The sequence below is a fragment of the Mycobacterium persicum genome (genome assembly GCF_002086915.1).
Taxonomy (GTDB): domain Bacteria; phylum Actinomycetota; class Actinomycetes; order Mycobacteriales; family Mycobacteriaceae; genus Mycobacterium; species Mycobacterium persicum.
This window is the reverse complement of record NZ_MWQA01000001.1, coordinates 884,589-907,294: the sequence shown is the minus strand read 5'-3', so window position 1 is coordinate 907,294 and position 22,706 is coordinate 884,589. Positions and strand designations below refer to the sequence as shown.

The 22,706-nt window shown below is 66.1% G+C and carries 20 protein-coding genes; 14 read left to right on the top strand and 6 right to left on the bottom strand.

Annotated features, from left to right (window positions below; all coding sequences use genetic code 11):
* Positions 1–46: 46 nt before the first annotated feature.
* Positions 47–1,411, top strand: a complete 1,365-nt coding sequence (locus tag B4U45_RS04060; protein WP_075545456.1) for a WS/DGAT/MGAT family O-acyltransferase — start codon at positions 47–49, stop codon at positions 1,409–1,411.
* A 225-nt stretch (positions 1,412–1,636) separates the two neighbouring features.
* On the opposite strand, the gene B4U45_RS04055 is transcribed toward B4U45_RS04060, so the two are convergent.
* Genes B4U45_RS04055 through acsA form a run of 5 tightly spaced genes read right to left on the bottom strand, consistent with a single transcriptional unit; the run spans position 1,637 to position 6,896 of the window.
* Complete coding sequence (locus B4U45_RS04055) at positions 1,637–1,894, bottom strand: acyl carrier protein (RefSeq protein WP_075545457.1); 258 nt, start codon at positions 1,892–1,894, stop codon at positions 1,637–1,639.
* Positions 1,895–1,901: 7 nt separating this feature from the next.
* Positions 1,902–3,113, bottom strand: a complete 1,212-nt coding sequence (locus B4U45_RS04050; protein ID WP_075545458.1) for a dihydrolipoamide acetyltransferase family protein — start codon at positions 3,111–3,113, stop codon at positions 1,902–1,904.
* Positions 3,110–4,087 (bottom strand): alpha-ketoacid dehydrogenase subunit beta, encoded by a 978-nt coding sequence (locus tag B4U45_RS04045; RefSeq protein ID WP_075545459.1) that lies wholly within the window; start codon positions 4,085–4,087, stop codon positions 3,110–3,112. The genes B4U45_RS04050 and B4U45_RS04045 overlap by 4 nt, the downstream gene beginning before the upstream one ends.
* Positions 4,084–5,091: a pyruvate dehydrogenase (acetyl-transferring) E1 component subunit alpha gene (pdhA, locus tag B4U45_RS04040; RefSeq protein WP_075545460.1), complete on the bottom strand. Its 1,008-nt coding sequence runs from the start codon at positions 5,089–5,091 to the stop codon at positions 4,084–4,086. Before pdhA ends, B4U45_RS04045 begins: the two co-directional genes overlap by 4 nt.
* Positions 5,088–6,896 (bottom strand): acetate--CoA ligase, encoded by a 1,809-nt coding sequence (acsA, locus tag B4U45_RS04035; RefSeq protein WP_075545461.1) that lies wholly within the window; start codon positions 6,894–6,896, stop codon positions 5,088–5,090. Before acsA ends, pdhA begins: the two co-directional genes overlap by 4 nt.
* Positions 6,897–7,165: 269 nt before the next feature.
* Between acsA and B4U45_RS04030 the strand changes: the two genes are divergently transcribed.
* From B4U45_RS04030 to B4U45_RS03995, 8 genes are all read left to right on the top strand, one after another.
* Complete coding sequence (locus B4U45_RS04030) at positions 7,166–8,146, top strand: Acg family FMN-binding oxidoreductase (protein WP_075545462.1); 981 nt, start codon at positions 7,166–7,168, stop codon at positions 8,144–8,146.
* Between the two features lie 157 nt (positions 8,147–8,303).
* Positions 8,304–8,618 (top strand): hypothetical protein, encoded by a 315-nt coding sequence (locus B4U45_RS04025; RefSeq protein WP_240316453.1) that lies wholly within the window; start codon positions 8,304–8,306, stop codon positions 8,616–8,618.
* A 52-nt stretch (positions 8,619–8,670) separates the two neighbouring features.
* A complete protein-coding gene (locus tag B4U45_RS04020; RefSeq protein WP_075545463.1) occupies positions 8,671–9,102 on the top strand; it encodes an Hsp20/alpha crystallin family protein in 432 nt (143 codons plus the stop codon).
* Positions 9,103–9,118: 16 nt separating this feature from the next.
* Positions 9,119–11,161, top strand: coding sequence for an erythromycin esterase family protein (locus tag B4U45_RS04015; RefSeq protein ID WP_075545464.1), 2,043 nt, complete (start codon positions 9,119–9,121; stop codon positions 11,159–11,161).
* Positions 11,162–11,188: 27 nt separating this feature from the next.
* A complete protein-coding gene (locus B4U45_RS04010; RefSeq protein ID WP_075545465.1) occupies positions 11,189–12,190 on the top strand; it encodes a 1-phosphofructokinase family hexose kinase in 1,002 nt (333 codons plus the stop codon).
* A gap of 141 nt (positions 12,191–12,331) precedes the next feature.
* The gene (locus B4U45_RS04005; RefSeq protein ID WP_075545466.1) at positions 12,332–13,102 is read left to right on the top strand and encodes a universal stress protein; all 771 of its coding nucleotides are present in this window, start codon (positions 12,332–12,334) and stop codon (positions 13,100–13,102) included.
* Positions 13,103–13,372: 270 nt separating this feature from the next.
* Complete coding sequence (locus B4U45_RS04000) at positions 13,373–14,029, top strand: response regulator (protein ID WP_075545467.1); 657 nt, start codon at positions 13,373–13,375, stop codon at positions 14,027–14,029.
* Positions 14,030–14,264: 235 nt separating this feature from the next.
* The gene (locus B4U45_RS03995) at positions 14,265–15,914 is read left to right on the top strand and encodes a sensor histidine kinase (protein WP_176357503.1); all 1,650 of its coding nucleotides are present in this window, start codon (positions 14,265–14,267) and stop codon (positions 15,912–15,914) included.
* A gap of 63 nt (positions 15,915–15,977) precedes the next feature.
* Here B4U45_RS03995 and B4U45_RS03990 read toward each other — a convergent pair whose 3' ends face one another.
* Complete coding sequence (locus tag B4U45_RS03990) at positions 15,978–16,787, bottom strand: universal stress protein (RefSeq protein ID WP_075545468.1); 810 nt, start codon at positions 16,785–16,787, stop codon at positions 15,978–15,980.
* A 257-nt stretch (positions 16,788–17,044) separates the two neighbouring features.
* Here B4U45_RS03990 and B4U45_RS03985 point away from each other — a divergent pair, with 257 nt between their 5' ends.
* From B4U45_RS03985 to B4U45_RS03965, 5 genes are all read left to right on the top strand, one after another.
* The gene (locus B4U45_RS03985; protein ID WP_075545469.1) at positions 17,045–17,947 is read left to right on the top strand and encodes a universal stress protein; all 903 of its coding nucleotides are present in this window, start codon (positions 17,045–17,047) and stop codon (positions 17,945–17,947) included.
* 62 nt (positions 17,948–18,009) lie between these two features.
* Positions 18,010–19,527, top strand: a complete 1,518-nt coding sequence (locus B4U45_RS03980; protein ID WP_241780149.1) for a bifunctional aminoglycoside phosphotransferase/ATP-binding protein — start codon at positions 18,010–18,012, stop codon at positions 19,525–19,527.
* A 135-nt stretch (positions 19,528–19,662) separates the two neighbouring features.
* Complete coding sequence (locus tag B4U45_RS03975; RefSeq protein WP_075545508.1) at positions 19,663–20,661, top strand: Acg family FMN-binding oxidoreductase; 999 nt, start codon at positions 19,663–19,665, stop codon at positions 20,659–20,661.
* A gap of 29 nt (positions 20,662–20,690) precedes the next feature.
* Positions 20,691–21,791 (top strand): 3-oxoacyl-ACP synthase III family protein, encoded by a 1,101-nt coding sequence (locus B4U45_RS03970; protein WP_075545470.1) that lies wholly within the window; start codon positions 20,691–20,693, stop codon positions 21,789–21,791.
* Complete coding sequence (locus tag B4U45_RS03965; RefSeq protein ID WP_075545471.1) at positions 21,775–22,668, top strand: 3-oxoacyl-[acyl-carrier-protein] synthase III C-terminal domain-containing protein; 894 nt, start codon at positions 21,775–21,777, stop codon at positions 22,666–22,668. Before B4U45_RS03970 ends, B4U45_RS03965 begins: the two co-directional genes overlap by 17 nt.
* The last annotated feature ends 38 nt before the right edge of the window (positions 22,669–22,706 follow it).

Sequence of the window (22,706 nt, the reverse complement as noted above, 5' to 3'; positions counted from 1 at the left end):
GGTCGTTTACTTGCGAGGCCTTCTGGTTTGTCAGCGAGGTTCGACATTGAAATGGCTTAACGGTACCGATGCGCTCATGCTCTATAGTGAGACCCCCAACGTCCATCTCCACACGCTCAAAGTCGCGATCATAAAATTGGACGAGGACTGTCGAAATTTCGATATCGAGGCGTTTCGCAGGGCGATCCGCAATCGTCTCTACAAGCTTGAGCCGTTGTGCTACCAGCTGGTCAACGTACCGTTCAAGTTGCACCACCCGATGTGGCGCGAGCACTGCGATGTCGACCTCGACTACCACATCCGGCCTTGGCACCTGCCCAGCCCAGCTGGTCGGCGCGAGCTACACGAGGCGATCGGAGAAATCGCCGGTGCCCCCCTTGACCGCCGACGTCCACTGTGGGAAATGTACGTCCTCAGCGGCATGTCCGACGGCCGCATCGCGGTGGTCGCCAAGATCCACCATGCACTTGTCGACGGAGTGGGCGCCGCGAACCTGCTTGCCCGCAGCATGGACCTGCAGCCCGGACCGGTTGCCGGCCAGTATCTGCCCGACCCCGCTCCCCGGAAGTGGCAGCTGATGAAGTTGGCGTGCGCGGACCACCTGCATCAGGCCGGTCGACTTCCTGGCACAATCCGCCAGACAGCGCAGAGTCTGGCCCGGACGCGCCGCAGCTCGCGCAGGCTTTTGGTGGCGCCACCGCGGACCTTCATCAACCACCTCCTGGCCCGCCCGGAGCGCAGGTTCGCCAGCGTCAGCCTGGCATTGGCCGACGTCAAACGGACCGCCCGGCATCTCGGGGTTACCATCAACGACCTGGTGTTAGCGATGTCGGCCGGTGCACTACGCTCTTTGCTCTTGCGCTACGACGGAAAGGCCGACCCGCTACTGGCGCTCATTCCGGTGAGCTGGAATTTATCCGCGGATCGGATTTCTGGGAATTGCGCTGACGCGTTATCCATTGTGCTGCCCGTTGACCTTCACAACGCCTTGGAGCGGGTGCAACGCTGCCACGAAAACGCCATTTTGAGTAAGGAGCGGCACCGGCTGAGGGGGCCCGGGCTCCTCAGCCGCTGGTTGGACTGTGCGTTGCCCGTGGCCGTGGAATCTGGTCTACGGTTGGCGTCCAGCCGCAAAGCGGTAGCCAAAATGCCCAATGTGACTATCGCCAATGTTCATGGGGCCTTCCAGCGGTATGGCCGGGTTGGCGGCGCGGTGGTCACCGAAATATATTCAGTGGGGCATTTGCCGCCGTGGAGCGGGCTCAACGTGACCGTGTGGAGTTATGTCGATCAGCTCAATATCGCGGTACTAACCGACGGTGCAACTGTTGACGACCCACATGAGGTGACGGCGGCCATGGACGCAGAGTTCACCGAAATCTGCCGGAATGCGGGCCTTGGGAGCCGTTGATGGTGGCTTCACCATTATCGCGAGCCATTTTCGTACGCCATTGTGGTGCCGATCCGATCAGCCGCTGAGCTGACTCCAGACGACACCGGCCAACGTCGAGGCCGACGACCCATCCGTCTGGTGTGACCGCATCCAAGACCAAGCCTGACGGCTGCCGGCGACACGACGGCGGACGTGTGGATCGGTTCGGCGGGCCTTGGTACTGCGCGGCCGGGCCACCACCATTCAAGCCGTTGTGGCCGCGTGCTTGTCGACGTAGTTCACCACGTCGGTGAGGGTGCGAAGAGACGCGTAGTCCGACTCGGGAATGTCGACGTGCATCCGTTTGTGGATCCCGAGAAGGAAGTTCAGCCAGTCCATGGAATCGAGGTCGACTTGATCGCGCAGCAGCACGTCGTCGCGGATGTCGTCGGCGTCGACTTCCGGCGCGATAGTGGTCAATACGGACAGCACCGCGTCACGGGTGTTCTGTTGGGTCGTCATGTGTGCATCACTTTTCCAAGAGGTCGGGCTGCTGCAGGAATTCATTGATGGCGCTCAGGAACAGGGCGCCGCGGTGGCCGTCGCTGGCCCGGTGGTCGGCGGCGAGGGTGCCCTGCACGGTGGTGACGACGCGAATGCCGCCGTCGATGACGCAGACCCGCTGGCTCGGCTTACCGAAGCCGACGATGGCGACCTGCGGTGGGTAGATCACCCCGAAGACCGTGTCGACGCCCTGGTCTCCGAGGTTGGTCACCGTGATGGTCGGGTCCGACATCTCCGAGCTCCGCAACGAAAAGGAACGTGCCCGCGCCACCAGATCGGTGAGGTCGCCCATCAACTCGTCGAGCTTCTTGTCGGGAACGTCATGGATGGCCGGCGCGACCAGCCCACCGCCGCGCAGCGAAATCCCCACGCCGACATGAACACCCGTCGCCGGCTCGAACCCGTCGTCGCGCCAGAAACCGTTGAACTCGCCGTACCGTTGGGCCGCGAGGCCAACAGCCTTCAACAGCAAAACGGCCGGCAGCACTCGCTCGGTGATGGATCGCTGGGCGTTTCGCGCGGTCAGCCAGGTCAGCGACTTTTCCATGATGATTTCGTCGGCAAGGTAATAGTGCGGAATCTCGCGCTTGGACCGGCTCATCGCCGCCGCAATGGATTTCCGCATCAGCGCGGCGCGGTCGGCCGCCGTCGGCTTGGTGGGAACCTTGGCGGCCGGCTTTTCGGCCGGTTTGGCCGCCGCCGCGTGCTCGACGTCGTTGATGGTGACCGCCCCTTGGGGACCGGTGCCGGTGACGGCGTCGAGCTCGACGTGCAGTGATTGGGCCAGGCGGCGGGCGGCGGGGGAGACCCAGCGGCGATGCGGCGGCGGCCCCGGCGGGGTCACCGGCGCCACCCCGGCGCCCGACGGTACCGACACCGGCGCCGGCGCGGCTGCGATCGACGGCCCGGCCCGCTTGCGCGGTTGTTTGGTCGGTCGCTCACCCGGTTCCAGCAACGTGGCCAACGGGGTTCCCACTTCGACGGTTTCGCCCACCGGCACCAGCAACTCGTTGACGGTCCCCTCCTGCCAGCACTCGATTTCCACTGCTGCCTTGGTGGTTTCGATGATCGCCACGATCTGTCCGCGGGTCACCTTGTCGCCGGGTTTGACCAGCCATTCATTCAGGGTGCCCTCGTCCATGTCGGAGCCGAGTGCGGGCATGGCGAACTCGATCATGATTGGTCACCGAACATGTCGTGCACCGCGGCGACGATCTTGGCGGGCTGCGGCAGCGCTGCCTCTTCCAAGTGCTTGGCATAGGGAATGGGAACTTCCGCGCTGCACACCCGGGCAACCGGTGCATCGAGGTCGTAGAACGCCCCCTCCACGATTTGCGCCGAGATTTCTCCGGCCAGGCTGCCGCTGCGCCAGGCTTCGTCGATCACCACCGCGCGATGCGTCTTGCGCACCGATTCCAGGATGGTGTCGGTGTCCAGCGGTCGCAGCACCCGCAGATCGATGACCTCGCAGTCGATTCCGGCCAGCGACAATTCGTTCGCCGCGTCGAGCGCCTTGGGGAGGCAGCCGCCGTAGGCGATCAGCGTCACGTCGGCGCCGTTGCGGCGCACCGCCGCCCGACAGATATCGGTCGGCTTGAGCACATCGACATCTGCCGAAGTGTTGTAGAGCTGGACGTGCTCGAAAATGATCACCGGGTCGGGGTCGGCCAAGGCGGGGGCGAGCATGCCGTAGGCGTCCTCGATGGTTGCCGGAGCCACCACCTTGATGCCCGGAATGTGGGCGTACCAAGGCTCGAGGCTGTGTGAGTGTTGCGCGGCGAGCTGACGTCCGGCCCCGGTCGCCATCCGGACGACGATCGGCACCGAGAACTGCCCACCGGACATGTGTCGCAGCGCCGCAGCGGTATTGACGATCTGGTCCAGCGCCAGCAGGCTGAAGTTCACCGTCATGACTTCGACTATCGGGCGTAATCCGTTGAGGGCCGCACCGATCCCGATACCGACGAAACCCAGCTCGGACAGTGGGGTGTCACGTACCCGCTCCGGGCCGAATTCCTCCAGCAGGCCCTTGGAGGCGGCGTACGTTCCGCCGTAGCGTCCGACGTCCTCACCCATCAGCACGACATGCGGGTCGTTGCTCAGGGCGTCGCGAATGCCGTCGTGAACCGCGGTTCGATAGCTGGTCTTCATCGTGTTGGCTCCCAAGTCGATTCGTCGGTTGCGGTGCCGTCTCCGACCGGCGTCAGCACATCCCGCGCGAGGTCGGCCGGGTCTTCCCAGGTCCCGGCTTCGGCGTAGGCCACCGCGGCCTCGATCTCGCCGGCGGCCGCATCTTCGATCTCCCGGACGTCGTCGTCGGTGATGGTGCCGTTGTCCAGGCACTGTTGGGTGAACAGCCGGATCGGGTCACGCTCGCGCCACCTCTGGACTTCGGCCTTGTCCCGGTACAGTTCCGGGTCGAACATCGAATGCGCGCGGAACCGGTAGGTACGGAACTCGATGAAGAACGGGCCACCGGTGTTGCGGACGTGGTCGACACCCCGTTGGGTGGCGTTGAGGCACGCCTCGACGTCCATCCCGTCCGCGGCCAGCGTCGGAACCCGGTACGACGCCGCCTTGACGGTGAGGTCGGTCTGCGATTGCGCCCGGTCCAACGCGGTTCCCATGGCGTAAAGGTTGTTCTCGCACAAGAACAACACCGGCAGATTCCACAGGGCCGCCATGTTCAACGACTCGTGAAAGGCGCCCTCGGCGACCGCGCCGTCGCCGAAGTAGCAGGCGGTGACCCGGTTGCGCTTGAGCATCGCGTCGGCGAGCGCGACACCCACCGCCAGCGGCAGGCCGCCGGCCACGATCGCGTTGCCACCGTAGAACCGCCTGGACTTGTCGAACAGGTGCATCGACCCGCCGCGGCCGCGCGAGCAGCCCTCCTGCTTGCCGAACATCTCGGCCATGATCGAGGTCATCGGGATGCCGCGCAGCAGCGCATGCGCGTGCTCGCGGTAGGTGGCCACCACCGCGTCGTCCTCAGCCAGGGCGCGCAGCGAGCCGGCGGCCACGGCCTCCTCGCCGACGTAGAGGTGCAGGAATCCCCGAATCTTGGCTGCGCTGTAGAGCTCTGCGCACTTTTCTTCCATCCGACGCACCCGGACCATATCGGCCAGGAGTTCCTGCGCCAGCTTCGTATCGGTCACTGCGACACCTCCTGCGGCTCCTGGGGCCGTTGAGCGGTCAAGTTCTCCACGGTGGACGTATCGCCTTCGGGCAGCCCGAGTTCGCGAGCCTTCAGCAGCCGCCGCATGATCTTGCCGCTGCTAGTGTGCGGCAACGAATCGACGAACTGAATCTCCTTGGGCGCCACGGCAGCTCCAAGCCGCTTGCGGGCATGGCCTAGCAACTGCAGCCGCAGGTCGTCGTCGCCGACGAAACCGTCCTTGAGGGTGACAAAGGCTTTGATCACTGCCCCGACGGTCGGATCCGGCTTGCCGATGACGGCCGCCTCGGCCACCGCCGGATGATCGGTCAGCGCGCTTTCCACCTCGAACGGCCCGATCAGGTGGCCGGCGGATTTGATCACGTCGTCTTTGCGGCCGACGAACCAGAAGTAGCCGTCGGCATCCTTTTTGGCCAGATCGCCGGTGAGATAAAGCCCGTCGCTGAAGCACTTTCGATAGCGATCCTCGGCGTGCAGATAACCGCGGAACATCGATGGCCAGCCCGGCTTGAGGGCCAACTCACCCTCCACGTCGGGCTCCTCGATCACCGACGTGCTGCCGTCGTCGTTCTGGCGCACGATATAGGCGTCCACGCCGGGCAACGGCCGGCCCATCGAGCCGGGCTTGATGTCGAACGCCGGGGTGTTGGCGATCATGATCCCGCCGGTCTCGGTCTGCCACCAGTTGTCGTGAATTGGCAAGCCCAGCACACGTTTTCCCCACCAGACCGCCTCGGGATTGAGTGGTTCGCCCACGCTGGCGATGAAACGCAGCTGCGGGAACCGGTATTGCGCAGGCAGTTCGGGCCCCGCCTTGATCAACATCCGAATCCCGGTCGGTGCGGTGTACCAGACCGACACACTTTGGTCCTGCAGGATCCGGTACCACCGTTCGGCGTCGAACTCCGCTTCGTCGACGACGGAAGTCACCCCGTGCAGCAGGGGGCTGATGATGCCGTACGACGTTCCGGTAACCCACCCGGGATCGGCTGTGCACCAATAGATGTCGTCGGGATGCAGATCGAGTGCGTACCGGCCGGTGACATAGTGCATCGCGACGGCGCCGTGGACGTGGATGGCGCCCTTGGGGGTGCCGGTGGTACCGCTGGTGAAGTGCAGCAGCGCCGGGTCCTCGGCGGTGGTGGGTTCGACCGGCGTGTTCTCCTCGGCTGCGTTCATCCAGTCCCAGAAGTTGAGCGTTCCCGGTAGCTGTTCGCCCGTTTTGTCGTCGTCCACGACGAGCACGTGTCGTACCGAGGTCAGCCGGTCGCGGATCTTGGCGATCTTGCGCTGGTAGATCGCCTTCGTGGTGACCAGTACGTCGGCCTCCCCGATGGCGACTCGGGTGGCGATGGGCTCCGGCCCGAAAGCCGAGAACAACGGCGAAACGATGCTGCCGTTGCGAAGCGCGCCCAGCATGGTGATGTAGAGCTCGGGGACGCGGCCCATGATCGTGAACACCCGGTTGCCCTTATTCATGCCGAGCGCGCGTAACACTCCGGTGAACCGCGCCGCGAGCCGGATCAGCTCCGCGTAGCTCACATCCCGCGTGGAGATCGCGCCGTCCCAGCTCTTGTCGGTGACGAATCGCAGTGCGGTGTGTGTCGCGGTCGGGCCGGCGGCGTGTCTGTCCAGGGCGGCGTAGCCGATGTTGCATCTGCCCTCGCCCATGCCCTCGCACAGCGCCGGCACATCCGACCAGCGAAACTGGGCACGGGCCCGTTCGTAGTCGGTGAGATTGGGCGCGACGCGGTAGTCGTGGGGCGTTTTGTGAATGACATCCATCAATCGTCCTAACGATTCGACACGGCTCAAGCCCAGCGCGAAGCCGGCCTCTGCATCGTTTTCATCGTTTTCCCGGGGCCGGCTACCCGATAGAGAAGAAAGTCATCAAGTCCTACTGCCGGTTGTCCTTGGACTCGAACTCCGCGGGCAGGAAAGGGCGGTGACGGCCCTTCAAGGCCCAATGCCCGCCGTGCCGGGGACCAAGGACTCTGGCGTCGGCTCCCAGCCTCGACGAAAGTCGAAGTCAGATCACAAGGCAGGTGAATGCGATGACCCAAGCGACGGTCGACACCGAGGTAATCACCAAGGCCGTGGAGTTGGCGTGCCATGCTCCCTCACTGCACAACAGCCAGCCGTGGCGGTGGTTGGCGGGCAGCACGGCCGTCGATTTGTTCCTCGATCCGCACCGATTGGTGACCTCGGCAGACAGTTCGGGTCGCGAAGCGGTGATCAGTTGCGGTGCGTTGCTCGATCACTTTCAGGTCGCCATGGCCGCCGCCGGGTGGAACGCGGCCGTCGACCTTTTTCCCAACCCCAATGATCTGGACCACCTGGCCTCGATCGACTTCGCCTCGATGGACTATGTCACCCAACCCCGGCGTGACCGGGCCGAGGCGATATTGCGTCGTCGAACCGACCGGCGTCCGTTCCGGGCGCCCAGCGACTGGGCGTCAGTGGAATCCGTGCTGCGCAGTTCCTTCGAAAACGACGGGATCGAGCTGGCGGTATTGACCGACGAGGCGCGGCCCCGGCTCGCCGAGGCGTCGCGGCTCACCGAGGCGCTGCGCCGCTACGACGACTCGTACCATCATGAATTGGCTTGGTGGACAGCGCCTTCCAGGGAATCGGAAGGGATACCCGAAAGCGCGCTGGCGTCCGGATCGGCGGCTCGGGCGGTGGCTGTGAATCGCCGGTTTCCCGCTGACTGGCACAGCGAGCGCAGTTCGGCCAGCAGGGCCGATCAAGCCAGAATCGTGGTGCTGTCGACGCCCGGCGACACGCGCGCCGACGCCCTCGATTGCGGTCGGGCGCTGTCGGCCGTATTGCTGGAGTGCACCCTTGCCGGATTGGCGACCTGTCCGGTCACCCATCTCACCGAGATCGCAGCCAGTCGCGCCATCGTCGGCGATCTCACCAGCAGCCCGGCGGTACCTCAGGTGTTGATCCGGGTCGGTGTGGCCCCTGCCGGCGAGGTTCCGCCGCCCACACCGCGGCGACCGTTGCGCGACGTGCTGGAGTTTCGCCGCTGAATCATGGCGATGGCCCGGCAGGTCAGTCCGCACCGGTTACCGATCACAGGTGACTTCCGGCCCTATGCCCCGGCCGCAAAGCACCGAATCATTGGGCCAACCCGGCGAATCGACGAAAGCCGCGTGCACGCACAAAGAAAATACAAAGGATATTGGTATGGGTTCTCCGCTGGGAAACGCTCCGCTATTGACAGATTCCGATCTCGATGCGCTGGCGGTGCAGTTCCTCAACTCGGCATATGCCGACCACAACAAATATTCCGAGTGGCCGCTGGATCGGCGGATCGAGGGTTTTCTGCTTCGCCGGGGACTTGTCCGTCTCGCCGAAGACGGCGACGCATATGACCTGATCCTGGACCGCGTCATGGCCTACCTGGGGGCAGCGCACCGCCGAGGTCCCGGCACCGGCGGCAGAGCGGACGAACGGCCCCGCCGGCCCGGGACTTCGGTCCCTATCGGCGGCCCGGATTGACTGGTCGGATAGAAATCGCCACCACGACGAGTCGAAAACAAAGGAGATAATCATGACTTCTTTCTCCGTGCAGCGCCGGCCCAGGTCACTGTTCCCGGACTTTTCCGAACTGCTCGCCGGCTTTCCGTCGTTTGCCGGCCCGCGTTTGGCCGCCGAAAGCCGGCTGATGCCGCTCGAGGACGAATTGAAGGACGGCCGCTATGAGGTGCGCGCCGAAATCCCGGGTGTCGACCCGGCAACGGACATCGACATCACCGTGCACGACGGGCGGCTGACCATCAAGGCCGAACGAACCGAGAAGAAAGAATTCGACGGCCGGTCGGAATTCTCCTACGGCTCATTCGTTCGGACCGTCGCGTTGCCGGCCGGCGCCGACGAAGACACCATTGAGGCCAGCTACGACAAAGGCATCCTCACCGTCTCCGTTGCCGTGTCAGACGCCAAGCCCGCCGAGCGCCGGATTCCGATCCAGCGCGCGAACTGACTGAGCGCCAACCGCCATGACCAGCTCAGCAAAGACCACCCGGCACGCGCCGCGGCGGGTATTCCGCGATCGCGGGGAGGCCGGCCGGGTGCTGGCAAGTCTGTTGAGTGCCTACCGCGACCACGGGGACGTGATCGTGCTGGGCCTGGCGCGGGGCGGCATACCCGTCGCCTGGGAGGTGGCGGCGGCGCTGCACGCTCCGCTGGACGCCTTCATCGTCCGTAAGCTCGGCGTTCCCGGCCACGAAGAGTTTGCCCTGGGCGCACTGGCAAGCGGTGGCCGTGTCGTCGTCAACGACGATGTGGTGCGGGGGTTGCGGATCACGCCGCAGCAACTGCGCGACATCGCCGAGCGCGAAGGCCGCGAGTTGGTCCGCCGCGAGGCCATTTATCGCGCGGGCCGCCCGCCGCTCGACGTCGCCGGCAAGACGGTGATCCTGGTCGACGATGGGTTGGCCACCGGCGCAAGCATGTTCGCGGCGGTGCAGGCGCTGCGCGAAGCCGAGCCCGAGCAGATCGTGATTGCGGTGCCGGCCGCCCCGGAATCCACCTGCCGGGAGTTCGCCGGCATCGTCGACGACGTCGTGTGCGCCTCCATGCCCACCCCGTTTCTGGCGGTCGGTGAGTCATTCTGGGACTTTCGCCAGGTCACCGACGAGGAGGTCCGCCGACTGTTGGCCACCCCGACCTCGGGCATCTCGGTGATCAAACCCGCGGCGCCGACAGCCGCCGAAGTGATCAACAGCGTGGCCATCGACGCTCCCGGCGGGGTGCCACCATCCGAAACGCTGGAAGAGCTGATCGGCGACGCCCGGATCGTGTTGATCGGCGAAAGCTCGCACGGCACCCACGAGTTCTACGCGGCCCGGGCCGCCATCACGAAATGGCTGATCGAGGAGAAGGGCTTCTGCGCCGTTGCCGCGGAGGCGGACTGGCCCGACGCCTACCGGGTGAATCGGTATGTGCGCGGTCTGGGCGAGGACCGCAGCGCCGCAGCAGCGTTGAGCGGCTTCGAGCGCTTTCCGGCCTGGATGTGGCGCAACGTCGTGGTCCGCGACTTTGTCGACTGGCTGCGCGCGCGCAACCAGCGGCACCAATCGAATGGTCGACGGCAAGCCGGTTTCTACGGCCTGGACCTGTACAGCCTGCACCGTTCGACGCACGAAGTGATCCGCTTCCTCGACAAGGTGGACCCCACCGCGGCGGCTCGGGCACGCGCCCGTTACGCCTGCTTTGACCACACCTCCGCCGACGACGGTCAGGCTTACGGGTACGCGGCGGCATTCGGCGCCGGCCCGTCGTGCGAACGTCAAGCCATCGAGCAATTGGTCGATCTGCAGCGCCACCTGCTCAGCTATGCGCGCCGGGACGGGCTGCTCGCCGAAGACGAAGCGTTCTACGCCAAACAGAATGCGCAGACGGTACGCAACGCGGAGGTGTACTACCGCGCGATGTTCAGCGGGCGGGTCACCTCATGGAATTTGCGCGATCAGCACATGGCCCAGACCCTGGACGCGCTGCTGAAACACCTCGACCGCCACGACGATGTCCCGCCGGCCCGGATCGTGGTGTGGGCACACAATTCTCACGTCGGGGACGCCCGGGCCACCGAAGTATGGGCCGACGGGCAGCTCACCCTCGGTCAACTTGTTCGGCAGCGATACGGTGACGAGTCGCGTCTGATCGGGCTGTGCACCTACTCCGGCACGGTGACCGCTGCCAGCGAATGGGGCGGCATCGCCGAACGCAAGGTGGTCCGACCCGCACTCAACGGAAGCGTCGAGCAACTACTTCACGAGACCGGGCGCAATGCCTTCCTGGTGTCACCGCAGATAACCCCGGAAGCCGCGGACCCGCTCAGCGTCGTGCGGCTGGGACGTGCCATCGGGGTGATCTACCTGCCTGCAACCGAACGGCAAAGCCACTACTTCCACGTCCGCCCCGCCGATCAGTTCGACGCGATGATCCACATCGACAAGACCCGTGCGCTCGAACCTCTCGAGACCACCAGTTTGTGGATCGCCGGCGAGACACCGGAAACCTACCCGAGTGGCCTGTAGCCGCCGGTCCGAGCCGAGTCAACGGACATGACGAAGGCGGCCGAGCCGGCCCAGCCAGTGGCAACCGGACCGCGAATCGTCACGTTGACCATGAATCCGGCGCTCGACATCACCACCAGCGTCGACGTCGTCCGGCCGACCGAGAAACTGCGCTGTTCGGCAACCCGTTACGACCCGGGCGGCGGCGGGATCAACGTCGCCCGGATCGCGCAGGTCCTCGGCGGGTCGGTGTTTGCGGTGTTTCCCGCGGGCGGGTCGCATGGTGGGCTTCTGGTGCGGCTGCTCAGCGACGAGAGGTTGCCCTGTGCGCACATCCCGATCGCCGCGTCGACGCGGGAAAGCTTCACCGTCAACGAGATCACCACCGGCCGGCAGTACCGGTTCGTGCTTCCGGGACCCCAACTGACATCGGCGGACCAGCAGCGATGTCTTCAGGAATTGCGGTTTGCCGCGCGTTCCGCCGAATTCGTGGTGGCTAGCGGCAGTCTGCCGCCGGGGGTACCCGCTGATTACTACCAGCGGGTTGCCGATGTCTGCCGTCAGCTCGATGCCAGGTTCGTGCTGGACACCTCCGGTGGCGGCCTGCGGCACATCTGTCACGGAGTCTTCCTGCTTAAGGCAAGCGTGCGAGAACTCCAGGAGTGCGCCGGTCGGGAGCTGGTCACCGAGTCCGCGCAATTGGGTGCAGCCCGTGAGCTGATCGACCGCGGTCTTGCGCAAGCCGTGGTGGTGTCGCTGGGATCGCACGGCGCGCTGCTGACCACACGCGACACCAGTGAGCGGTTTTCGGCGGTTCCGATGGGACACGGAAGCGGCGTCGGGGCTGGCGACGCCATGGTTGCCGCGATCACGGTGGGCCTATGCCGCGGCTGGTCGCTGGCCGAGGCGGTTCGGTTGGGGATTGCGGCGGGCGCGGCAATGCTGCTGACACCGGGTACGGCGGCCTGTGAGCGGGCGGATGTGGAGAGGTTGTTCGAGCAGGTTGGCCAACCTTCGGAAGTCAGCGACGCGGCCGCCGGCGCGATGTGATCGTGAGTGTTCGACGTGGAATTCTCGGCGGAAATCGCCCGGGACGAACGGCATACCAAGCTAAGGCCGAACGGCCCCTGCCCACAGAGCCGATTCCGCAATAGCCTGATAGTGAGCGGGTCGAAATAGTCAGGAGCCGACATGTCGCAGCCGGACCCGAAGTCGGTGGTCGTGGCCGTCAACGGCTCACCAGCCGCGGTCAACGCCGCCAAGTGGGCGATCGCAGAGGCAAGGGGCCGGCAGCTGCCGCTTCGCCTGGTTTATGTCATTCCCGCCCATGATGCGCCGGGCGGGTCGGCGCAGAACTGCGAGTGGGAGCTCGAACGCGCCGAGCGGGCGCTGTACCAGGCGGACGGGGCCATCCAGGGCGAAGGCCGACCGGTCGAGACCGAAACCGCTATCCTGTCCGGCGATCCGGCGCAGGTGTTGATCGGTGAATCCCGCGGCGCCGCCTTGATCTGCGTCGGCACCGCGCGTCGGGGCAGGGCTGCCGACGGCTTGCTGGGCCCGACCGCCGCGGCGTTGGTGACGGGCGCACACTGCCCGGTCGCGATAGTCCGGACCAATCCTGACGGCTCGCCCACCAAGCTGGGTGTGATCGCCGTCGTCCTCAACGACGAAGCCGACAACGACGAAGTCGTGCACCAGGCGATGGAAGAGGGGCGGCGCCGGCACGCCACGGTGCGCCAGATAGATCGCCGGCTCAACAGCTGGGTCCGCCGCTATCCGGACGTGCCCGTCCAGATCGTTGCCGCGGGCACCGGCGCGAAGGCCGCCGAGCGCCACGGCAGCTCGATCGACCTGGCCGTTGTCGGCGAGACCGACGCCGAACAGCTCCCGGAACTGGCTACTCCCAATTGCCATCCGATTCTGGGTTATCCCGATTGCTCGATCCTGGTAGTGCGGCACTGAAATCCGATCGGGTGCCCGCCGCGCCCCGAATTTCCTTCTGTGCCAACCGGTTTGTCGCTTGCCCCGGGAAGTGGACACCCGTCGGCCACGTCGTCTTCGGCGGCGGCAGGTAGCGCTGCGACACCGGGGTTACGGTTACGCGCCGATCGGTCCGGGTCGGCGCAAAGCACACGAACCAGATGCCAACCGACATCGCCGTCCAATATCGGCAATAGTGGCAAAAGTGGGGAATAGTTGGAAAATAGTGCGGTCAGGGTGAAAGGACTCGCAATGGTTAAGGTTTTCTTGGTCGATGACCATGAAGTAGTCCGTCGCGGACTGACCGATCTGCTCGCTTCCGACCCTGACCTCGAGATCGTCGGCGAAGCGGGTTCCGTCTCCGAAGCGATGGCGAAGATCCCGGCGTTGAAGCCGGATGTCGCCGTGCTCGACGTGCGCCTGCCCGACGGCAACGGCATCGAATTGTGTCGTGACCTGCTGTCGGATCAGCCCGAATTGCGGTGTCTGATGCTGACGTCGTTCACCTCCGATGAAGCGATGCTGGAGGCGATCCTGGCCGGCGCCAGCGGCTTCGTCGTCAAAGACATCAAGGGTATGGAGCTGGCCCGGGCGATCAAAGACGTCGGAGCCGGCAAATCGCTGCTGGACAACCGGGCGGCTGCAGCGCTGATGGCAAAGCTGCGGGGCGGGGCGGAGCATCACGACCCGTTGTCCGGATTGACCGAGCAGGAGCGCACGCTGCTCGGGCATCTCAGCGAGGGATTGACCAACCGGCAGATCGCCGCCCGGATGTTTCTGGCCGAGAAAACAGTGAAGAACTACGTGTCGCGCCTGCTGGCCAAACTCGGCATGGAGCGGCGAACCCAGGCAGCGGTGTTCGCCTCGAGGCTGGGTCAAGGGTCGGCGCCGCCAGCGCCCGGCAACTGACGCGTCCTGCCGACACCCAGCCGCAATCATTTGCCGGTCACCGCCGGCGAACCGCGGGCTCACAGATCAATGGCCGCCCGACCGCGTTTTGGTTAAGCTGGTCAGCGACATCCGAGTGTCGCCCGTATTGCGCCGGCTGTCGTAAGCCGGGGGCGTGGAAGGTTTCAGTCAGGTGGCCAGTGACCACAGCGGCTCACCATTTGCGGGGTTGGGTCAGCCTGGACTAGTGGACAGGATGCACGCGCAGCTCGACGAGTTGCTGGCGGCCCGCGACCAAATGGCGCAATTGCTGCAGGTGATCGTCGAGATCGGCTCGGATCTCGACCTCGACGGAACGCTGCGGCGGATCGTCTCCGCGGCCAGGGAATTGACCGCCGCCCCCTACGGCGCCCTGGCCGTCCGCGATCCCGAAGGAACGTTGCTCTCGTTTATCCACGAGGGGATAGACGCCGAGACAGCGCGACGGATCGGGCATCTGCCGGTCGGCAAGGGAGTGCTGGGTGTCTCGCTCGTCGAAACGCCGGCGTTGCGCCTGGATGACCTGACCGCGCACCCGGCCGCCTGCGGGTTCCCCGAGCACCATCCCCCGATGCGGGCGTTTCTCGGCGTGCCGATCATGATCCGCGGAACGGTGTTCGGCCACCTCTACCTCACCCATGTCGGCCCCGGGCGGGTCTTCTCCGAATCCGACGAGTTCGCGGCTCGCGCGCTGGCGTTCGCGGCCGGGGTCGCCATCGACAACGCGCAGGTTCTCGAGCGCGAGCGCACGGCGGTGAAGTGGATGGAGGCCAGCCGCGAGATCACGACCGCACTGTTGACCAGCGCCGAGCCGCAGCGGCGTCCGTTGCGGTTGATCGCGGAAAAGGCATGCGCACTCACCGATGCCGAACAGGCGATTGTGCTGATACCGCTCGATGTCGACCAGCCGCCCGAGGAGATCGACACGCTGGTTGTTTCCGCCGCGGTGGGGCGGAATGCCACTGAGGTCGTCGGCCAGCGGGTTCCGGTGGACGGCTCGACCACCGGCACCGTTTTCCGGTCCGGCCAGCCGCTGATCACCGAGGCGTTCAACCACAGGATTCCCGCGTTCACCGACGTCGCACAGCGCTCCGCGATTCTGATGCCGCTTCGCGCCCACGACCACGTCGCCGGGGTGATCGCCATTGCCCGCGGCGCCGACAAGCCGCCCTTCGACGCCAGTTATGTGGATTTGGTGCGCGATTTCGCCACCCACGCCACGATCGCACTGATGCTCGCGTCCGGCCGTGAGGATGCGCGCCAGCTGACCATCCTGGCCGAACGCGAGCGCATCGCTCACGACCTGCACGACCACGTCATCCAGCGGCTGTTCGCAACCGGGATGGATCTACAGGGCACCCTTGCCCGGGCGCGGTCACCGGAAGTGATCGGCCGGCTCGGCCGCACGCTTGATGATCTGCAGACCATCATCGAGGAGATCCGCACCGCCATTTTCCAGCTGAAGGCTCCGCTGGAGCGCGACGGTGGCTTCCGGCACCGCATTCAGGCGGTGGTCGCCGACCTGACCGAGCATCGCGACATCGTCACTACCGTGCACATCGACGGCCCGATGGCCGTCGTCGGCGGCGAACTGGCCGACCACGCCGAAGCGGTCACCACCGAGGCCGTCAGCAACGCCCTGCGCCACTCGGGCGCTACCCAGCTGACCATCGAGGTCGGCGTCGCCGACATGTTCAGCCTTGACATCGTCGACAACGGGTGTGGCCTGCCCGCCGACATTTCGCGCCGCAGCGGTCTGGCCAACATGAAGCACCGGGCCGAACAACTCGGCGGCAGCTGCGAGGTCAGCAGTGCACCCGACGGCGGCACCCGGGTCCACTGGACGGCTCCGCTGGGCGATTGCTGACGACGGCTGGTCGGCGGGTGGCGTTGTCACCGGCGCGGTCGGCCTGCCGCGGTGGCGGGGCCGTCAGTTCGGCACCACGAGCACCGAATGCCCATCGCGGCGTGGCACGTGGAATGTCACCGGGCCGACCATCCGCGCGACGTCGCCGGCATCGTCGCTGCCCACCACCGCCAATTGGATCGGTTCCTCGGTCCTGCCGAGAAATTCGGCGACCCCATGCCGAGCGGCTGCCGGTTGGACGTGCAGGTCGCGATACTGACCGACCCAGCGGTCGAGCCGACGATTCAGTTGCTCGTAGCGAATCTCACCCAGACCCCAGCGCCAGACGCCCATCGCCAGAATCGGCGCCCCGCGAAGGCGCGCCTCCCGGAAGCCTTGTTCGAGCACCGCGTCGTTGGCCGGCGAATCCTCGACGACAACAGCGATCCACGCCGAATCCGGCCCGACGTCGTTATGTCCGGTGCGGATGACCGCGATCGGGCACCGGGCCTTTCGCGCCACCGCCTCGGCGGTCGAGCCCAGCAGCTTGCGAGCGACCCGTCCTATCCCCACCGACCCCACGCAAACCATTGCCGCCGAACGCGATTCGTCGATCAGGGTGCCGCCGGGTGATCCGTATACGATCTCGGTCTCGACTTTGACGGCCTCGTCCATGGCGTGCAGCGCGGACGCGGCGCCGTGGAGGGCCATTTCGGCATATTCGACGTCCAGACTGTCGTCGCCGGCGGGCGCATCGGCGCCGCGGGGGATCGCATGGATCAACCGGAGCGGGATGTCGCGGCTGATCGCCTCGGTAATTGCCCACTTGGCGGCGTTGATCGCGGCGTCCGACCCGTCGATGCCCACAACTATTCGTGATTGCGGATGATTCATCGCATCCTCCCGATCAGACGGCCCGCCCGCAGAGACCCCGAACCCGTCACTTCGCGAGGTTATTGCGCATCGCCGGTTGGTGGCAGGGTCGTTTGACCCCGGCTCGCGAGGCTGTTGGTCCCCAATGGGTCCTCTCTGGGTCCGTCGGTGTGCCAGATGGCGCGGCGAAGGTCTCACGGCCACCCGGTTGGGGACTTAAGCCTCACGACCGACGACGCTCGCGGGCATTAGCGTTTTGATGGCTGAGGGAGAAGGGAATGTCTGCAACCATGAAACGTCTTGGCATCGTCGTCGGCGTCGACGGATCGGCCGCGTCGAATGCGGCGGTGTCGTGGGCAGCACAGGACGCCACGTTGCGCCATCTGCCACTGACCTTGGTGCACATGGTGAATGCGGCCGTGCCGATGTGGCCCGAGATGCCGATGTCGATGGGCATGGCCGCGTGGCAGGAAGAAGACGGCCACCAGGTCCTAGAACAGGCGATCAAGATCGCTGAGCAGGCCGTGCAGGCCCATCGGGAGATCACCATCCACACCGAGCTGAGATGGTCGCCGCCGGTGCCCACGCTGGTAGAACTGTCCGCCGAAGCAGATTTGGCGGTGGTGGGCAGCTACGGGCGTGGAGCGGTCGCCCGGGCGGTCCTGGGCTCGGTCGGTTCGGCGCTGCTGCGCCGCGCGACCTGTCCGGTCGCGGTCATCCGTGAGGCGGACCCGGCCGCCGCTCCCGCGCATCGTGCTCAGCTGCAGCAAGCGCCGGTCGTGCTAGGAATCGATGGCTCGCCGGTCTCGGAGTTGGCGACGGCCATAGCCTTCGACGAGGCGTCGCGCCGCGGTGTGGAGTTGAAGGCGGTGCACGCCTGGAGCGATCTGGAAGTGGTTGACCTGCCGGGTTTGGACTGGGCGACCGTCAAGTCGGAAGCGGAGCAGACCGTGGCCGAACGCCTGGCCGGCTGGCAGGAGCGGTATCCCGACGTCACGGTCCATCGGCTCGTCGTGTGCGACCGTCCGGCCCGCGAGCTGATCGACCAAGCGCAAACCGCCCAACTCGTCGTGCTGGGCAGCCACGGACGAGGGGGATTCACCGGCATGCTGCTGGGTTCGGTCAGCAATGCGGTGGTTCACTCGGTTCGGACACCGGTGATCGTGGCTCGTCGGTCCTGAGCGGTCCTGGCCACAGCGCCGAGGTGTCCGTAGCAATCGGAACGAGCGCATGGGAGGCCGTGATCAACGCCGACAGAGGTACTGCTGATGCAGCGACGACCGCTGGGGTGCCCTACGTCGATGTGCACGAAACCCACACCGGCGTCGTGGTGCTCGCCGGCGACCGGGCCTACAAGGCGAAGAAGCCGGTGTTGACCGACTTCCTGGATTTCCGGACACCTGAGCAACGCGAACGCGCGTGCCTGCGCGAAGTCGAGCTGAACAGCCGGTTGTCGCCCGACAGTTATCTCGGCATCGCACATCTCTCCGACCCCGCCGGAGGACCGGCCGAACCGGTCGTGGTGATGCGGCGCTACCGCGACAGCGACCGGTTGGCGTGGCTGGCCGAGCACGGCGGGTCCGAGACGTCGGTTCGGGAGCTACTGGACACCATCGCCGCAGTGCTGGCCCGCTTTCACGAGCATGCCGAGCGAAGTCCACTGATCGACGCCCAGGGCGAGGCCGGCGCGATCGATCGACGCTGGACTGATAACCTGACCGAACTTCACCGCTATGCGGGTACGGTGTTCTCCGACGAGTCGATCGGGCGGATCGAGCAGCTGGTTGCCGAATTCGTCTGCGGCCGTGACGTTCTGTTCAACCGACGGATCGAGGAAGGCTGCATTGTCGACGGCCACGGCGATCTGCTTGCCGACGACATCTTCTGCGTCGCCGACGGACCGGCCCTGCTCGATTGCCTCGAGTTCGACGACCAACTTCGCTACGTCGACCGTATCGACGATGCAGCCTTCCTGGCCATGGATCTGGAGTTCTTGGGCCGCAACGACCTTGGCGAATACTTTCTCGAACGCTACCTGGCCCATTCCGGCGATACCGCGCCGAAGCCGCTGCATGACTTCTACATTGCCTATCGCGCGGTAGTGCGGGCCAAGGTCGACTGCGTCCGGCTGTCGCAGGGCAACTCGGCGTCCGCCGCCGACGCCGCCCGGCACCTGGCCATAGCGACCCGGCATCTGCGCCACGGCGCGGTTCGGCTGGCGCTTGTCGGCGGCAACCCGGGCACCGGAAAATCCACGGTGGCCCGGGCGCTGGCGGAACGCGTTGGGGCTCAGGTTATCTCCACCGACGACGTGCGCCGGCAGCTGCGTGAGTGGGGCGCCATCGCCGGAGAGTCCGGCGTGTTGGATGCCGGGCTGTACAGCCCGCGAAACGTCACCGCCGTCTACGGGGTAGCCCTGCGCCGAGCGCGTCTGAGCCTGGCGAACGGGCGGCCGGTGATCCTCGACGGGACCTGGCGCGATCCGCAGCTGCGCGCCCAAGCGCATCGCCTTGCCGCCGAAGCACATTCGCCGCTGGTGGAACTGCTGTGTACGGCGCCGGTCGACACGGCGGCCGACCGGGTCAGGACCCGGCAACCGGGCAATTCCGATGCGACGCCGCAGATCGCGGCGACCCTGGCCGCTCGGCACAACGGCTGGGACACCGCGCACCTGGTCGACACCTCTCGGCCGCTCGAGTTCTCGGTGCGGGAAGCCCACGATGTGTGGCTCAGTGCCACCGGCGCAGGCGCGCCGCAGTAACGCCGCGGTCGTCGTCGCAATCCGCTCCCGGCGGCAACGAGCCGAGCCCAAGGCCCCTCTCGTCGAGGACCAACGGCCCTGTCCGCGCGCGGCGCAAGTTCATAGCGTTGACCTCACAGGCGAAAGGTGATGCTCATGACGGCGGCGGCGGTACCCGATGTACCCGGTGCGGTGGTGATCCGCGAAGCGGTGATGCTGGCCTGTCATGCCCCGTCGTTGCACAACAGCCAGCCATGGCGATGGATTGCGGAGGCTCCCACATTGCAGCTGTGGGCCGACACCAGCCGGTCGATGCCGGCTACCGACCACACCGGCCGGGAACTGTTGTTGAGCTGTGGCGCGGTGCTGGATCACCTGCGTGTCGCCATGTCGGTTGCCGGCTGGGACACGACCACCGAACGGTTTCCCGACCCGGCAAGCCAGGACCGGCTGGCGACACTGCGATTTCGTCGCGCCGAAACCATCACGGCAGAGCAGCAGCGCCGGGTGCAGGCAATCCTGCGGCGCCGCACCGACCGATTGCCGTTCGACCCGCCCGCCCGGTGGACGGCCGCGGAGTCCGTGCTGCGCCGCGTGGTCGCACCCTATGACGTCCTACTGGATGTGGTGGCCGACGAGCAGCGTCCGGCCCTGGCCGAGGCGTCCCGGCTCACCGAGACGTTGCGCCGTTATGACACCACCTACCTATCCGAATTGCGTTGGTGGACATCGCCGTTCACAACAGACCCGAGTCATGCGCCGGAAGGCGCCCTGGTGTCCACCGCGGAAGCGTCCCGGGTCGACATCGCGCGGGCGTTTCCGCCTGCCGGCGGCGGGCGCCGTCGCCCAGGCATCGATCATGACCAGTCCAAGATCGTGGTGTTGTCCACCGACAGCGATGACCCGTTGGACGTGTTGCGCTGCGGCGAGGCGATGTCGGCCGTGCTGCTCGAATGCACCATGGCGGGCATGGCCACGTGCACGCTGACGCATATGACCGAAATCGCGATGAGTCGCAACATCATCGCCCAGATCACCGGTACCGCGGGCCGGCCGCAGTTGCTCATCCGACTCGGCCGATCACCGGCCAACGACCAGCACGTGGAGCGCACCGCGCGGCGGCCCGTGACGGAAGTACTCGAATTTCGGCGTTGACCTGCGCCAGCGGGAAGGAGGTTCAGCCCATGACGCGGCACTGGCTGGTAATGGAGACGGCGAACGGACCGCAGGCGCCGTTCGTCACTCGGGTAGTCGCCGCCGGCCGGCATCTGCCCCAAACCCATCTCACCACAGACGAATTGATGTCGACCACTCGTCATCACACCCACATCGACCTGGAACGGCTGACCGGAATCCACGAGCGCCGGGTCTCGGTGGGTGATGAGGATTCCTACTCGCTGGCCACCTCCGCGGCGCTGAACGCTCTGGCGGTCGCGCGGCAGGACCCGGCGGCGCTGGACGTGGTGATCAACTGCAGCATCACCAAGTTCCGCGGCGGCCTGACCCAATGGCTGGAGCCGACTATGAGCAGCGCCATTGCCCGCGCCATCGGGGCGCGCCGGGCGATGACGTTCGACATATCCAACGCGTGTGCCGGAATGCTCACCGGTGTAACGATTTTGAACAACTGGATCCGCCAGGGCGTGGTCGAGCGCGGACTGGTCGTCAGTGGCGAGTACATCTCACAGCTCAGCCATAACGCGGCGCGTCATATCCGCAACATCCTCAGCAAAGAGTTGGCCTCATTGACCCTCGGCGACGCCGGCGCGGCCCTGCTGCTGGAGCGGGCACCCGTCGGCTCGGCGGGAATCGCCCTGGCCGGGTTCACCACCGTCGCCGACTACAGCCGGCTGTGTCTGGCCTACCCGCGGGGACACGACCCGGGCGCGCGGATGTTCACCAACGCCCGCGCCATCCATCAGGCCGCAATGGCAAACACGCCGCTGCTGTTACAGGAAGTCCTTGATACGGCAGGCATTTCAATTCATGACATCGACCACGTGATCACTCATCAGACCTCGGCGCGGGCAATCCGCAAGGGTATGGCCCGAATGTCGCAGTCGTTCGGCGACAAGCCCCGCCATGACGCGGTGATCACCGTGGACCGGTACGGCAACACGGCGTCGACCACCCACACGGTGGCTCTCGTCGAGGAACTCGAGGCCGGACACGTCGCGCCCGGGGAACGGATCGCGCTGATCGCTCTGGCTTCGGGGCTCGAAATTGGGATCGTCTTACTGACCCTGGATGAGGACATGGTGAGCCGGTATGGGCACAGTCATTGATCGAGTCGACCTCACACACCCGGGCCTGCTGCATCGGCATAGCGCGCTGCACCTGGCCGTCGCCGCGGCCAAGGATTGCCTGCAGCGAGCGGGATGCGAGCCCGGTGAGCTGGATCTCGTGGTCAACGCGGGGATTTATCGTGACCGGAATCTGGGCGAACCCGCGCTGGCAGCGCTGATCCAGGACGACATCGGGGCCAACCCCGAGGATCCGCATGCCGGTGGTCACGGCACGTTCTCGTTCGACATTGCCAACGGCGCCTGCGGCGTGTTGACCGCGTTGCAGATCGTCGATGGTTTTCTGCGGACCCACAGCATCAACCGCGCGCTGATCGTGGCCAGCGACGCCGATCCGGGACACGGGATGAGCGAGCACTTTCCCTTCTCGGCCGCCGGAGCCGCGTTGTTGTGCGGCTGGACCAACGAGGATTACGGTCTGAGCCGCGTCTCGTGGGCGAACCTGGACGACGGGGCAACCGACGAGACATTCCGTGCCACCGTCGGTTTCGCCGACGCCCGCAATGTTCTTCGGTTCAGCGAGTCGGCCGACATCGACGATCAGTTCGCCGCCGCCGCAGCCCAGGCGGTGGCGGCCTGCCTGACCGCGCATTCCGTGCGCCTTTCGGCCATCGACATGATCGTCGCCGCCCCGGCACGGCAGGGGTTCCGTGCGGCGCTGGGCAACCGGCTCGGGGTGCCGGCCGACCTGATTCGCGTGGCGGATGACGAGCACATGCATACGGCGGCGCTGGCCGCAGCCCTCGAGGGGCAGGTGCAGAGCCTGCCCGCGGGCACCCAGGTGCTGTTCGTCGCCGCGGGTGCCGGCGTCACGGCCGGCGCGGCGCTCTATCGTCAGCCGCCCCGCGTCGTCGGGTGAATCTGTAGACCCGACGTCTCGGGCAGTGTCACGATACC